Annotated in this window: 14 protein-coding genes; 10 read left to right on the top strand and 4 right to left on the bottom strand. The window is 38.7% G+C overall.

The window, feature by feature from the left end:
* Positions 1-167 precede the first annotated feature (167 nt).
* From QCD85_RS03170 to QCD85_RS03140, 7 genes are all read left to right on the top strand, one after another.
* Positions 168-977: an MBL fold metallo-hydrolase gene (locus tag QCD85_RS03170; RefSeq protein ID WP_301261612.1), complete on the top strand. Its 810-nt coding sequence runs from the start codon at positions 168-170 to the stop codon at positions 975-977.
* Between the two features lie 232 nt (positions 978-1,209).
* Positions 1,210-1,938: an amino acid ABC transporter ATP-binding protein gene (locus QCD85_RS03165; RefSeq protein ID WP_204825180.1), complete on the top strand. Its 729-nt coding sequence runs from the start codon at positions 1,210-1,212 to the stop codon at positions 1,936-1,938.
* Positions 1,939-1,988: 50 nt separating this feature from the next.
* Positions 1,989-2,831: a glutamate ABC transporter substrate-binding protein gene (locus QCD85_RS03160; RefSeq protein ID WP_273615334.1), complete on the top strand. Its 843-nt coding sequence runs from the start codon at positions 1,989-1,991 to the stop codon at positions 2,829-2,831.
* 114 nt (positions 2,832-2,945) lie between these two features.
* The gene (locus QCD85_RS03155; protein WP_273615335.1) at positions 2,946-3,599 is read left to right on the top strand and encodes an amino acid ABC transporter permease; all 654 of its coding nucleotides are present in this window, start codon (positions 2,946-2,948) and stop codon (positions 3,597-3,599) included.
* Positions 3,600-3,670: 71 nt separating this feature from the next.
* Complete coding sequence (locus QCD85_RS03150; protein WP_069327184.1) at positions 3,671-4,321, top strand: amino acid ABC transporter permease; 651 nt, start codon at positions 3,671-3,673, stop codon at positions 4,319-4,321.
* A gap of 184 nt (positions 4,322-4,505) precedes the next feature.
* Positions 4,506-5,846 (top strand): sensor histidine kinase, encoded by a 1,341-nt coding sequence (locus tag QCD85_RS03145; protein ID WP_301261611.1) that lies wholly within the window; start codon positions 4,506-4,508, stop codon positions 5,844-5,846.
* Between the two features lies 1 nt (position 5,847).
* On the top strand, positions 5,848-6,768 hold the full coding sequence (locus QCD85_RS03140) for a response regulator (protein ID WP_273615337.1): 921 nt from the start codon (positions 5,848-5,850) through the stop codon (positions 6,766-6,768).
* A gap of 130 nt (positions 6,769-6,898) precedes the next feature.
* Here the strand turns inward: QCD85_RS03140 and QCD85_RS03135 are convergent, their stop codons facing one another.
* Entirely contained in the window at positions 6,899-7,696 is a 798-nt protein-coding gene (locus tag QCD85_RS03135) for a Cof-type HAD-IIB family hydrolase (RefSeq protein ID WP_273615338.1), read from the bottom strand.
* Between the two features lie 30 nt (positions 7,697-7,726).
* Positions 7,727-8,728, bottom strand: a complete 1,002-nt coding sequence (locus QCD85_RS03130; RefSeq protein WP_274170618.1) for a lipoate--protein ligase — start codon at positions 8,726-8,728, stop codon at positions 7,727-7,729.
* A 433-nt stretch (positions 8,729-9,161) separates the two neighbouring features.
* Here QCD85_RS03130 and QCD85_RS03125 point away from each other — a divergent pair, with 433 nt between their 5' ends.
* On the top strand, positions 9,162-9,374 hold the full coding sequence (locus tag QCD85_RS03125) for a hypothetical protein (RefSeq protein WP_301261610.1): 213 nt from the start codon (positions 9,162-9,164) through the stop codon (positions 9,372-9,374).
* Here QCD85_RS03125 and QCD85_RS03120 read toward each other — a convergent pair.
* On the bottom strand, positions 9,342-11,033 hold the full coding sequence (locus QCD85_RS03120) for a methyl-accepting chemotaxis protein (protein WP_273615340.1): 1,692 nt from the start codon (positions 11,031-11,033) through the stop codon (positions 9,342-9,344). The genes QCD85_RS03125 and QCD85_RS03120 overlap by 33 nt on opposite strands.
* Positions 11,034-11,543: 510 nt before the next feature.
* On the opposite strand from QCD85_RS03120, the gene QCD85_RS03115 reads away from it, so the two are divergent.
* A complete protein-coding gene (locus tag QCD85_RS03115) occupies positions 11,544-12,941 on the top strand; it encodes an L-cystine transporter (RefSeq protein WP_273615341.1) in 1,398 nt (465 codons plus the stop codon).
* A 301-nt stretch (positions 12,942-13,242) separates the two neighbouring features.
* Positions 13,243-14,004 carry a queuosine precursor transporter gene (locus tag QCD85_RS03110; RefSeq protein ID WP_301261609.1) on the top strand — a complete coding sequence of 254 codons (762 nt, stop codon included), beginning with the start codon at positions 13,243-13,245 and terminating at the stop codon, positions 14,002-14,004.
* Positions 14,005-14,152: 148 nt separating this feature from the next.
* Here the strand turns inward: QCD85_RS03110 and QCD85_RS03105 are convergent, their stop codons facing one another.
* On the bottom strand, positions 14,153-15,241 hold the full coding sequence (locus QCD85_RS03105) for a M24 family metallopeptidase (RefSeq protein WP_301261608.1): 1,089 nt from the start codon (positions 15,239-15,241) through the stop codon (positions 14,153-14,155).
* Positions 15,242-15,264 lie beyond the last annotated feature (23 nt).

Raw genomic sequence — 15,264 nt, 5'->3', positions numbered from 1 at the left:
AGCTCATTTCACGCTTAAAGAAGTTTTTTTGTGGGTAAAAGCAGAACAAGACCTAAATACCTTACCTTTTTAACTAAGCCAAAGGTCACGATTCATATGTCGAAAGATACAAGAAAATGATATAATAAATGATACTAGATGGCAACGCTCAAGGAGAGAATATAAACATGAACGGACGAGTAGATCGATTAACATTTTTAGGAACAGGCGATGCAATGGGCGTGCCAAGAGTATATTGTGAGTGTGAAGTATGTGAAGAAGCACGTAGTGGTGGAACGAACCGAAGATTACGATCTTCTGTACTGGTAGAAGGTATTGAAGGCGACTTTTTATTAGATTGTGGGCCTGATTGGCGAACACAGATGGAAATGATCAATCGTCGTGCAGATATTACAGACGTTATTGTCACTCATGCACACTTTGATCATATTGGAGGTTTGCCAGAATGGGCGGACGCTTGTCGCTGGCAACAGTTAAAAGGTCGCTTATTTGCTCCACAAGAAGTATTGGATGCGATCGGTAAGCAATTTCCGTGGATTAGTAGTTATATTGAATTGATAGCGAATGATCAAGGAATGGAATTGAATGGTTGGAGTATTACTCCATGGAAAGTACATCATGGACATAACGGATACTCTTATGCCTATCGGTTTGAAAAAAATGAGTTTGCCTGGGTATATTGTTCGGATGCTATTGGACTTGATAAAGAACAGAAAAAACCGATGCATATGTTAGATTTGTTGATTTTAGGAACAAGCTTTGTTCGTGAAGAAGCAGAATATTATACTCGTTCTGTCTATGATATGTATGAAGCGGCCGAACTTATAGATGAAGTGGTTCCTTCTGAAACGATCTATACGCATATGTCTCATCAAGTAGATTTGCGTGAAGATTTGAATTTGGCTGCCAGTGTTAGTATCGCTCGCACAGGCATGACTGTAGATTTAGGCAATTATTCTTCGCTATTATCTGAATAACACTAAGAATAAATGTATTCACCATATAGAGAAATACGATAAACCGGTAGATTGTTTACCGGTTTATTTGCATTTTTATGATCATTATTTAGAATAAAACAGAAATTTACTACTATTTAATGTAGGATTGTGTAGTTTTACATAGGTGTAGCTTAAGATTATATAAAATGTAAGTATAACTAACAAGAGAAACATAACATATACTATTTATGGAATTTTAAGGAGGAATATGATGATTACCTTCCATGAAGTTAACAAGTTCTATGGAGATTTTCAAGTGCTGACTGGAATTAATCTTCATGTCAAGCAAGGAGAAGTGGTTGTTGTACTCGGGCCTTCCGGTTCTGGTAAAAGCACTATGCTCCGATGTATCAATCGTCTTGAAGATACCAGTAGTGGACAGTTAACGGTCAACAATGTAAGAGTAGATGATCGCAAAACAGATCTTAATAAGCTTCGCCGCAAAATTGGGATGGTGTTCCAACATTTTAATTTGTATCCCCATAAAAAAGTAATCGATAATATTACACTGGCTCCTATCAAAGCATTAGGTGTATCCAAAGCAGAAGCTGCGGAGACAGCTATGTATTATTTAGAAAAAGTAGGTATAGCAGAAAAAGCGAATGCGTACCCTTCCCAATTATCCGGGGGACAACAGCAACGTGTCGCGATTGCTAGAGGTCTTGCTGTCAAACCTGAAATTATGTTATTTGATGAACCGACTTCTGCATTAGACCCTGAGATGGTCGGTGAAGTACTTGATGTTATGAAAGCACTCGCTAGAGAAGGAATGACTATGGTTGTCGTTACTCATGAAATGGGATTTGCTCGCGAAGTCGCAGACCGCGTGATTTTTATGGATCAAGGCAAAATTGTAGAAGAAGCTACACCTGAAGAATTCTTCTCCAATCCAAAAGAAGAGCGTGCACAATTGTTCTTGAGTCGCTTATTAAATCACTAATATCTAATCTCTATAGTTCACTAATAACACATAGAAAAGGGGATTTACTTATGAAAAATCAAAAAAGATACAATGTTAAAAAATTAGCGATGTTGTTAGCGTGTATGGTAGCTATTGTTACAGTACTCGGAGCATGTAGCGTAAGCAAACCGACTTCTTCGTCCACAGCAAGTTCAAATGCTCTTCTGGATCAAATTAAAGAACGCGATAAATTAATCGTAGGTGTAAAATACGATACCAAATTATTCGGTCTGAAAAACCCGTCTACAGGTGATGTAGAAGGATTCGATATTGATATGGCTCATGCGCTAGCCAAAAGTATTTTAGGAGATGCGAGCAAAGTAGAGTTCAAAGAAGTGACATCCAAAACACGTATCCCTATGCTTAACAATGGCGATATTGATATGGTTATCGCAACGATGACGATTACAGATGAGCGTAAAAAAGAAGTAGACTTCTCGGATGTGTATTTCCAAGCAGGACAATCTCTATTAGTGAAAAAAGGTAGCCCGATCAAAGGAATTGAAGATGTAACCGCAGATACGACTGTACTTGCTTCTAAAGGTGCAACTTCGATTAAAAATATTGAAGACAAAGTACCAGGTGTAACGGTATTGGAATTTGATAATTATCAAGATGCATTCAACGCACTCAAAGCAGGTAAAGGTGATGCTTTAACAACAGATGATGCGATTCTGTACGGTATGGCTGCGCAAGATCCTGGCTATGAAGTAGTAGGTAAGCCATTTACAGATGAGCCTTACGGTATCGCTGTGAAAAAAGGCGAAACCAAATTGGTTGAAGCGATCAATAAAGCTCTTACCGATATGAAAGCTGACAAATCTTACAATGAAATTTATAAAAAATGGATTGGTAAAGAGCCAACAACCTAAATCATGATCTCTTGAAGCGATCATTCGTAACACATACAGAAGGTGGGCAACAGGCAATCGTTGCCTACCTTTTTGTTTGATGATGTATACACAGGCTAAGGAGGTACAGAATATATGTTGGACTTTTCGATTCTTGTCGATTATTTGCCTTTATATTTGGAAGGGTTTCTGAATACGATCAAAGCGAGTGTACTGGCATTGATTGGTAGCTTTGTATTAGGAACGATTATTGCTATTTTCCGAATTAGTGGTGTAAAGCCATTACAGTGGTTCGGTACCGCTTATGTTGAATTTATACGAAATATTCCTATTTTGATCGTGGTGTTGTTTTTCTCTTGGGGATTACCTTCAATCGGTGTCAAATTAGATGGATTTGCCGCAGGTACATTAGGCTTAACCGTCTATACGTCGGCATTTATAGCAGAAGCGATTCGAGCAGGTATTCAATCAGTACCTAAAGGACAATCTGAAGCAGCACGTTCAGCGGGAATGACTTATATTCAGACGATGATTCATGTTATTTTGCCACAAGCGATCAAATTGGTTATTCCACCGCTTAGTAATCAATTTATTAATCTGATCAAAAACTCTTCTGTACTTACGATCGTAGCTGGTCTAGATCTGATGTATTTTTCAGACAAAATCAGTAGCGAGACATATGTTATCTTCAGTACTTATATTTTTGCAGCGATGTTCTATCTTGTGCTGACTTTACCAATGAGTTATGGAGCATCTGTATTAGAACGCAAATGGGCGAAAAATTCATAACGATTGAGATAGAATCTCTCATAACACAGAAATAAAAAGTAAGAGTCAGAGGAACCAAAGGAGGGCAATCTATGGATTTCATAGGAGCATATTCACCGGATAACTTGCGCTTTCTTATGGAAGGGCTGAAAATAACACTTTTTGTAGCCTTTATCGCTATTATACTTAGCTTTGTAATCGGCTGTATTGTCGGTACGATTCGGTACGCTAAAGTACCTATTTTATCACCGATCTTAATGGTTATTGTAGAAGTCTTGCGTAATTTGCCATTATTGCTTATTATTTTGTTTGTACAGTTTGGCTTGCCAGAGATTGGTATCAAAATGACGATCACCTTTGGAGCGATTGTAGCGTTAACTGCTTTTGAAGCTTCGATGATTTCGGAGATTGTACGTGCCGGTCTAACTTCAGTTCCCAAAGGACAAGTAGAAGCTGCACGTTCTTCAGGGCTCACGCAAATGCAAACGTTATGGCATATTGTGTTACCACAAGGACTACGCAAAATGGTTCCACCATTAGTGAGTCAGTTTATTTCGCTACTCAAAGATACGTCGTTAGCTGTTATTATTTCGCTTGCGGAATTGGTACACAATGCACAGATTATTATGGGACAAAATTCAAATTACCCGATTCCCATCTTATTATTAATCGCTGTTATTTATTTTGTGATTAATTATGCGTTATCGTTAATTTCCAAACGGTTAGAAACCAAAACAGCTTAACATGGATCATTATGTGTGCCTTTATATCACCGGTTTCCGCAGGGAAGCCGGTTTTTGGTATGTGTAATCAAGATTTGTAAGTAATTTGTAAAAGTATACAGCCTGAAAGGGAAAATGTATGATACCATATAAACAATTTCAAAATACTTTTTATAAGCTAATGACAAAGGTAAAGTACTCGTTAGTGAATCAGCAAGTCGCAGCAGAAACCAGTTCCAGAGGAGCGGAAGGACGGATGGCGACTTTTTTTAAAAATGAAAAAATCCAGATCCTTACTGTAGCAATCGGTACAGCAGTAGCAGGGGAATTTAAAATCAATCCGGTACAAGGTGATCTGTTCCGTATTGGTCTGGGTGGTAGTGCTTTTCTATTATTAATGTTATTGATGAATCGTCTGCCTTATTTGAAAACAGGGATATTTACTGCTTTGACTGTAGTTGTATTTCGGATGGTGTTAGATTTTATTTCGGCACCTCATTTATTTTCAATCGAGGAAAGTGGACGTGTGCATACTTCAGCAGGGTTGTACTATATGACTTTTGCGATTGGAATGTTTGTTATTCAAAGTCGACTTCCTCAGATGAATCTACTGTTATTAAGTGGAGTGACTGCACTTATCGATTTTGGCTCTAATACGGTCGAAATGATCTGTCGCTGGGGACTTACAGGTAGTGATATTATGATTCCAGCTACATGGGGCTATATTTTTCTAGTCGCTGTTATTCGTGGGTTTTTTACGACTGGATTATATAGCAGTATCGCTGTCAGTCAGATTCGTGCGCTTCATAGTGAACAGAAAAAGCGGATGGAACAGATGTTAGCTGTCAATGCAGGCTTATATGGTGAAGTGTTTTATTTACGCAAATCAATGGATACGATAGAACATCTAACCAGTAGTAGTTACCGATTGTATACCGATATGAAGCGAGAAGGTCTGACAGAATACAGTCAACGACAACTGAGTATTACCCAGGAAATACATGAAGTCAAAAAAGACTCACAACGTATTGCGGCAGGCTTACTCAAATTATTTGATCAACAATCAAAAACAGTATTATCACTGTTTGAAATTCTCGATTATACAATACGCGGCAATCGTAAATATGCCACCATGTTAGACAAAAAAGTAACATTTACCGCTCGTTTAGAAGTGAATTATAGTACTTCTGAATATATTCCTTTGCTGACGATATTGAACAATTTGACATCCAATGCTGTCGAAGCTTTGGGTGAAAAAGGTTCGATTGAGGTTAGTGTATGTGAACAAGGACAAGATACGGTACTAACTGTGTATGATTCGGGTAAAGGAATAGAGCAACAAGCACGTGAATTGATTTTTGAACCTGGATTTACGACTAAATTTGCTCAAGGTGGAAGTGCGGCTACAGGCATAGGGCTTTCCCATGTACATGATATTGTATCTTCGCTAGGAGGACGTATTCAATTACAAGAAGCAGATACATCACTATGGAAAACAGTCTTTGAAGTGAAATTACCAACGTTATTGTTGAAAAAGGGGGAATAAGATGGCTTTATCTTTTTGTATTGTAGATGATGATCCAGCAACTCGTGCGATGCTTGAAAATATCATCAAAGAAAGTCAGCTTGGCGAAGTGATTGGTACAGCACGCGGTGGGGAAGAAGGAACACGTATTATTTTAGAGACGCATCCTGATGTAGTGCTAATCGATTGGTTGATGCCGGATCAAGATGGATTAGAAACGATTACCCAATTGAAGCGTCAGGGCTATCATGGTAAATACGTCATGATCTCACAGATTGAAAATCAAGAAATGGTAGGCGAAGCTTATCAATCCGGGATTGAATTTTTTATTCGTAAGCCGATCAACCGGATAGAAGTAGAATCAGTACTGTCTCGGGTGAGTGAGCATACAGAAATTAAGCATTATTTGAATGAACTCAAATCATCTTTATCCAAACTGGATACCCTTAGTCAGATATCACCTCATACGTCTTCTTCTACATCTGTGAAGCCACGAACAGTCGATGATATGGTACGTCCTATTTATATGAATCTAGGGATCGTAGGCGAATCAGGGTGTGGTGATTTGACAGCGATTATGGAGATCCTTTTGGAACAACAAGGTAAGCCAGGTTCATTTCCACCTCTTCGACAATTGTACGAAGCCGCAGCGAGTCGTTACAAGCATACTCCACGTGAAGTCGATAAAGAAGCCAAAGCGATTGAGCAACGCATCAGACGGACAGTGACAACAGCGCTGAATCATTTAGCTTCGATAGGGCTAACCGATTATGGTAATCCCAAGTTTGAACATTATGCGCCACTGTATTTCGACTTTGAAGATATTCGTGCCAAAATGAAAGAAATCGATGAAGAGCGAGACGATGGCAAAAGCAAAGTTAGTATCAAAAAGTTTTTGCAAGTGTTATATCTAGAAGCACTCGACCAGATGAAAAATAGATAATGAAGTCAAAACGCATAAAAAAGCACCTTCCGAAGAGTATAGGATTATCTAGCACATAATGATGCAGATGATCCTATACTCCTTGGCAAGGTGCTTGTTTGTTACATACGATTTTCAGATGAAAGCTATATTAAGCGTTCAAAATAAATTTCTCGATCACTTCTTTTACGCCATCTTCATTATTGCTAGCAGAGATGTAATCAGCAATATCTTTTAGAGGTTGAATCGCATTACCCATCGCTACGCCCAGACCCGCTACTTCTAACATTTCATGATCATTCCAAGAATCACCTACAGCGATTGCATTTTTTAGATCACAATTGAAATAATCTGCAAGAAAAGTGAGTGCAGCCCCTTTGGTTCCTTCTTTGTGCATAATTTCAAGGAATTGAGGTTTGGACTTGGTGATATGAACACTGTCGCCTAGCAATTCACGCAAAATAGGTTGTAGTTCATCTAAAAATGCAGGATCATCAATAATCAGCATTTTAGGTGTAGGTTGCTCAATCAATTTGTTGAAGTCAGGTTCGATATGGTACTGTGTACCGTTCAATGTTGCATAATCAATCAAATGTTGATTTACTTCACGCGCATATAATTTATCATCGATATAGGTTTGCAAATGCAAATTGTGTTCGATGCAATATTCAAATAATTTACGAGCGGCTTCGATCGGTACATAACGCTCATACAATACTTTTTCATCCATCAAGTTTTTAACTAATGCTCCTTGATACGTAATAATCGGTACATTAAGTCCTGTTTGACGAGCGATCGCTTGAGCAGAAGCATAAGCACGACCTGTAGCGAGTGTTACCACTACATCTTTGGCTACAGCTTGTTCAAGAGCAGTCTGTGTAGCAGGTGTTACTTCTTTATTATCATTGATCAGTGTATCGTCGATATCGATTGCGATTAATTTATACATGTAGGTAACTCTCCTTTTATCTATCTCATTCTAGTCTTGCAAAAATACCAATCCTACAAATTCCTCTAATTCAATATTACCAAAGTAGTGCTTAATATCTGTATCAGCAAGTGCTGTCTGTACTGCACTTTCTTCATAACGCTGACCACGCAATTTATTTTCAATATCTGCTACATCGCCTATACCGAAAAAGTCACCATAGATTTTGATCTCATGAATATGACCGTCTTTGATATCCATACGTAGATCGATAATCCCTACAGGGAATTTGCGAGTATGCTTGATATTGGATTCAGGTGATTGACCATAGTTCCAATCCCAGTTGCGGTAACGTTCGGCAGAGATTTCGTGGATTTTTTTCCAATCGTCTTCTGTCAGTACATATTGAGGGACTTCGGAAGGTTCGACACCGAAAATATGGCGCAAAATATCGTCGCGGAATTGCTCCATCGTTAACGGTTTTTCCAAAAACTCGGTGATATTTGCTACACGACTACGAACCGATTTGGTACTTTTGGATTTGAACTTCTCTGGATTTACTTTAAGAGCAGATTGTACATTATCCAGTTCAGAATCAAACATCAATGTACCATGGCTGAACATCCGTCCACGTGTAGAAAATTGTGCATTTCCTGAAATTTTGCGTTCACCGACTTGAAGATCATTACGGCCAGACAATTCAGCATTAACGCCAAATTGGTGTAATGCTTCAACCACCGGTTGAGTAAACTTACGGAAGTTATGGAACGATTGACCGTCATCTTTGGTCAAAAAGCTAAAACTTAAATTCCCTAGATCATGGTACACTGCTCCACCACCAGAAAGACGACGCACGACATGAATATGATTTTCTTTTACATATTCAGCGTTAATCTCTTCGATCGTGTTCTGATGCTTACCGATAATGATTGAGGGTTCATTAATATAAAAAAGCAGGTAGCTATCATCCATTGGCAAATGTTTAAGTACGAATTCTTCGATTGCCAGATTGATGGTTGGATCGTGAATTCCCTGATTATCAATAAAAAGCATGATTCTTCCTCCGTTTGTACTCATCATTAACAGATTTTTATCAAAAAGTATGGTAAATTGTCTGCTTTCTTATTGTAAACCAAACAATAGGAAAATATAAGGGGGAGGTGAATTGAAAAGGGGGTGGGTTGGGAGCTGAGAAGGCTACGGGGATCAGTTCTTCTTGTCGTCGCTGTTGTAAAGGAATCCCTTTGAATAACCGCTTAGCGGTCGGGATTTCTTTACAAAGGCGAGCGCTTCGCTCTTTCAGAAGAATTGATCCCCTCCGCTGGGTATCGGCTAGGGAGAAAATGCTTAAACCCGGGGGGAGAAGGGCAGAAAAGATAAGGTGGTACAGGGAGTAGGGGATGAAAATAGGTGGGGGGAGTGAAGTGGGGAGGTGTAATAGAAAAGAACGTGAACAAGAAAGATGAAAAAGGAAATAGTATAGGGAATGGATATAGATATAGATGGTGGGATATTAAGAAAGGGTAATAGGGATTTGGTGGAGGGGGAAAGAAAAGATGAGGGTGATGGTGGTTTTGAAAAAAAAGGCCAGTATAGCTTGATGGCTATACTGGTCTGGATAGGATTTGTGGATATAAGTTTTTTTGGTATATGGTTGGCAAATGGATTAGATTTTGAATTTGCTCACGATATTTTGTAGAGATAGAGCTTCGTTGTTGAGTTCGCGCATGATTTCCACATAGGCTAACATTTCGCCGGATTGACGTTCGGCGTTTTTGGCGATGGCTTTGACGTTGGATAGGGATTTGTGAGTGATTTCGGCAGTTTCGTCGACTGAAGCGCTCACTTCTTCTGAACCAGCAGAGATTTCTTGGGTAGCAGCTGATGCAGATTGAACAGTTTGGTTAGCGATTTGCATCATTTCGACAAAGCGATTGAAAGCTTCGCCTGCTTGTTGAACTAACTCTGTTCCTGATCTGACTTCGTTATTAACGATATCCATTGATTGTGTCGATTTTTGAGATTCTTCGCGAATCGATTCTAATGCTTCTTCGATTTCATAAGTAGAGTGACGGGATTGCTCAGCAAGCTTACCTACTTCTTGAGCAACAACAGCGAATCCGCGTCCATGTTCGCCTGCACGAGCGGCTTCAATCGAAGCATTTAGGGAAAGCATACGGATTTGTTTAGTGATATCGCTCATTGCTACTAGAATTTGACTGATTGATTCAGAACGGTCGATTAATGTCTGTACAGATAATTTGGTATCCTGTACTGCTTGCTCGACAGAACCCATTTGTGTAACAGCTTGTTGTGCCATTTGGTTACCGGTAATTGCGCTATCTGAAGCATCACCGATCTGTTCTGAAATTTCAGCAGTAGACGAAGCAATATGCTGAATACCTGTAGTGATTTCTTCCATCGCACGTGCATTTTCAGAAGTGGTATTAGCGATCATTTCACTACCTGATTCGATACTGGTTACAGATTGAACTGATTGATCCACCATATGTTGCATTTTGTTTAAGCGTGTAGTTAATGCTTCTGTACCTACAGCTACTTTGTCTGAACTATCCAATACTTGATGAACCATTGTTCGCAAGTTCTCGGTCATCAGGCGGAATCCGCGAGCCAATTGAGCAATCTCGTCATTTCCTGTCATTTTGATCTCTTGTTGTAGATTACCTTCTGCGACTAGACGAGTATGACGAACCAGACGGGCAAGAGGAAGAGTAATTTTACGACTGAATTTGTAAGCGACCCATAGACATACGGCAAGAGCCACAATTGCTACAATTACAGTTGTCCAAATTAAGTTAGAAATAATTCCATTTACAAAACTAGCATCCATACTAGCTGCGACAATTACTGAACTACCCGGTACGCGATAATAATAAGTCACTGTAGAACCAGCATCGGTCTGATATAAATCTGTCAAAAGCTTGCCTTGTGACATTGCAGTATTGATATTGTCACTTAGTTGAACTTCTTGCTTGTCTTTAAAATTTTTGGAGCTATTTGCTACAGCTTCTACAACGGCTTTATTTTCTTCAATACGAAGTAGATATAGATTATCCAATTGATAGGCTTGAAGTTGAGTTTCTAAGTATGTTTCGATCTTCATGATCTCGCCACTGTTGCCTTGTGCTGCTTGCATAGCTTGTGTATTATCCATTCCTTTGATAATACCATCCATAGCGATATTCAACACCTGACGGAATTGAGGAACTACATTTTGATTGATTATTCTTTGAGTCATAAAGAAAAAGAAAAGACTGAGTACAATACAGACTGCTACAATAAGTAAAGCGAACGTCACCATAATTTTACGGCTAATAAATTGATTGATTCTGAACATGCAAACTTACCCCTTCCCATACTTAAAAACAGTTACTCTTTCTTTCATCAAAAAGTAGCTAAACAACCTTTTCCAACGGACCCCTAGTGACGTGACAAAATGTGACATAGATAATTGCGCAAATATTCCAAGTGAAACAAACTAAATATACAATTCTATGTATATTTTAAGTAAAAAGAACTATATTTATTCGACCCCTCTCAATATCCATCCTATTTAAACAGGTTTATCTGTAAATATGACATGAATAATTGCGTATATAAGCTTAAAGTACTGAGTAAAAAGATACAAATAATTATCTATATTATATCAATCGACCACTGTTTGAATAGGTATTTTTTCATTTATTTAGCTATAAAACTAATTTTTTTCTATAAAAAGCGCAAAAAATGTAGAAAAAGCATGATGAATATATCTTATAAATAACCCTACCTGTTTACTCGACATTATGCTAAAATGAAATGCGACTCGCTATTCAGTCACTACATATATATCAAAAGGGGTGTCAAAATGAATGTTTTGCTAGTTATTGTGAATATAGCTGTTCTGATCTTACTGATCGTTCTTCTCGGTTGGATGCAGAAAAAGCATATTTCATTTACAAAAAGAGTATTTGCCGGGTTAATCCTTGGTATTGCATACGGAGTAGTCTTGCAATGGATCTATACGCCGGATTCAGAAGTGATCTCTGACTCTATGGAATGGTTCGATCTTGTAGGTAGTGGCTATGTAGGATTGTTACAAATGGTCGTTATTCCACTTATTATGGTATCGATCATTATGGCGATTCTTAATCTGAGTGGTAAGCAAAATCTAGGTAAAATCAGTGGTTCGATTATCGGGGTATTGCTATTCACTACCGCAATTGCTTCAGCGATAGGAATTACAGTAGCACTTGGCTTCAATCTAACTGCTCTTGATATTCCTGCTGGTGAAGCGGAACAACAACGTGGCGTGATATTGCAAGAACGTCTAGGTGATGTCGAAGATATGTCGTTACCTGCACAGTTGTTAGAATTTATTCCGACTAATCCTTTTGCAGATATGACAGGCTCTCGTCGTTCTTCTACGTTAGCAGTTGTTATTTTCTCAGCATTTGTTGGGGTAGCAGCCTTGGGTCTTATACGCAAAAATCCAAAACAAGGTGAGATGTTCCAGAGTATGATGGGAGCGATCTATGGTGTAGTTATGCGCATGGTAACGATTATTCTGCGCCTAACGCCTTACGGTATTTTAGCTCTTATTGCTAAAATGGTTGCAACGACAAGTGGTCAAGAAATACTGAAATTGATTAACTTTGTAGTGGCTTCTTATGTAGCTTTGATCGCAATGTTTGTTGTTCATCTGATTATTTTAGCGATCTCAGGTCTGAATCCAGTTCAATATGTTAAAAAGATTATTCCTACACTTACATTTGCTTTTACTTCCCGTTCAAGTGCGGCTACGATTCCAATGAATGTAGAAACACAAACGAAGAAGTTAGGTGTATCCGAAGGGATTGCTAACTTATCTGCTAGCTTTGGAGCGACTATCGGGCAAAATGGATGCGCAGGTATTTATCCATCTATGCTAGCGATTATGATCGCACCAATGGCAGGCATCAATCCGTTAGATTGGCAGTTTATTTTGACATTGATCGCAGTGGTTACGATCAGTTCATTAGGTGTAGCTGGTGTAGGCGGTGGAGCTACATTTGCAGCATTGATCGTATTGTCTACGATGAATCTACCGGTTGCTCTAGCAGGTCTATTGATCTCTGTAGAACCATTGATCGATATGGGGCGTACAGCACTGAATGTTAGCGGATCAATGACATCTGGCGTAATTAGTAGCAAATTGCTAAAAGAACAGAATAAAGAGGTATACAATCAACCTGATCGTGATCTGGATACAGCAGAAGCTTCTTAATTCGTAAATAATCATTCATTTTAGCGTACATGCAATAATAGATAAACATTCAAAAAGTCTATTCCTTATCGTTATAGATAAAGAGTAGACTTTTTGGGTTTCAATAAAGTAGTAGTGTGGATATGATGCCTGTTATTTTCAGCTCAAAAGAAGATCAATATCTATAATGACATATCTTTTATGGGAAAATTAGTTATAATAGTTGGCAGCTTGCTTGCTCGTATGATAAAGTAAAACAGGTTTTCAGTGATTGATCCGCGGTTCGTAACCATCCCGCGTTATCAAAACTAGGGGGAAAAGTATGTTTAATATATGGTGGGGCATTTTATTTGTTATCGTCAATTATGGATTGTTTACGTTATGTTATCGGTTATTTGGAATTAAAGGAATGTATGCTTGGATTGGGGTTGCTACAGTACTCGCTAACGTTCAAGTGATCAAAACGATTGAATTGTTTGGGGTTGTGACGACACTTGGTAATACGATGTATGTGAGTATGTATTTAGCAAGCGATCTGTTGAATGAGAAATTTGGACCCAAAGTAGCAAGGAAAGCGATTTGGTTTGGATTTTTCACATTGATTATGACGACGATTATTATGCAAATGGTTTTAGAATTCGATGCTTACGGTGTCGATGGAATGAGTGAAGCACAGTCTGCGCTAATTACTATTTTTGGTCAGCTTCCTAGATTGATGGTAGCTAGTCTATCAGCGTATTTAATTAGTCAATTCCTAGATGTACGTCTATATACATGGTTGCGCCAATTGTTTCCTGCGCCACATCAATTATGGATACGTAATAACGGAAGTACAATGATCAGTTCATTTGTCGATACACTGGTATTTTGTAGTATTGCTTTCTTGGGTGTATACGAATGGCAAGTCTGGATTGAAATATTTTTAACAACGTATATTCTTAAATTCGTACTTACTGCAGCAGGTACACCGTTCTTGTACATTGCACGAGGTATGAAAGTAGCAGAAGAAGACAAACCGTTAATGATTAGCTACCAGATCGCTAAAGAAAAAGAAGCAGAAACACAAGAAATAGCCAAGCCATAATATAAAAAAGACACGCAATCCAGAAAAGATTAACTGATCTGGAGCGTGTCTTTTTTGTATGAGATGAACTAACAGCATATAACGTACTGCTATAAAAACTATCAAAATCAGCAATATTAATCAGAAATAGTATATGCAGAGGTGCAAATTAACCTAAAACTGTTAATTCTTTAGGGAATGAACTTAGTACTTCTACACCATCCGCAGTCACAATAACATCATCTTCGATTCGTACGCCACCATGACCTGGAATATAGATACCTGGTTCAACAGTGAACAATACACATTCTTGCAATAGGTTTTCATTTTGACCATGTACAGAAGGATATTCATGAGTATCCATACCTAATCCATGACCAAGACGATGGACAAATCGAGAACCGTATCCAGCTTCTGTAATCACATCACGAGCAGCTTTGTCGATAGAGGCAAAAGTTACTCCTGGCTTAGTCGCTTGAATAGCGGCTTCATTAGCAGCTAACACCGTATGATAGACTTTATTCAGTTCAGCATCGATTTCTCCAATAGCAAATGTACGCGTAATATCTGAAGCATATCCATCTGCAAATAGACCGAGGTCAAACATCAATAATTCATTTGCAGCAATTTTACGAGTACCCGGTACGCCATGAGGAAGAGCAGTATTCGGACCCGATAGAACCATCGTATCAAAAGCAGGCTTTTCAGCACCTACTTTTTTCATCTGGTATTCAAGTTCTGCGACTAATTCTATCTCTGTTACTCCAATACGTACACTGGATAGACCACGACGTAGTACTTCTTCGATCAATTGGATAGAATGTTTCATCCGTTTCACTTCGTCCGGTGATTTGTGGGATCTCATCGAATTAAGCATACTGCCGATATCTTGATACGAAGTCGCCCCGAGTACTTCTGACAGTTGTTCATATCTCGCAACAGATAAATTTTCTTTTTCAATACCTAGATTGCCAATACTGCCTTTGACACATTGTTTCAACCGTACATAAGGATTGTCTGTATCCGTATGTGTCTCTATACGTGGGACGCTAGAAGCGCTCCGAGCTTTGTCTTCATCAAGTGCAGGTAATAGTAAAAAGGCTTCGTCTCCATCTGGAATAAAAAGCCCTAAAAAGCGTTCATGTGGATCACTGGCGAATCCAGTAAGATAGTATACATGTTTGGGATCGGTAATCAGTAAGCTGTCCAATCCATTTGTTTGCATATGTCCACGAATTTTGGCGATTCTGTCGTCCATGTGTATAGTCCCCTTATCGTTTA

The organism is Paenibacillus sp. PsM32, from assembly GCF_030433815.1.
Classification (GTDB): domain Bacteria; phylum Bacillota; class Bacilli; order Paenibacillales; family Paenibacillaceae; genus Saccharibacillus; species Saccharibacillus kyungheensis.
Note: the sequence above shows the minus strand (reverse complement) of the source record. Positions and strands in the feature narration are given on the sequence as shown.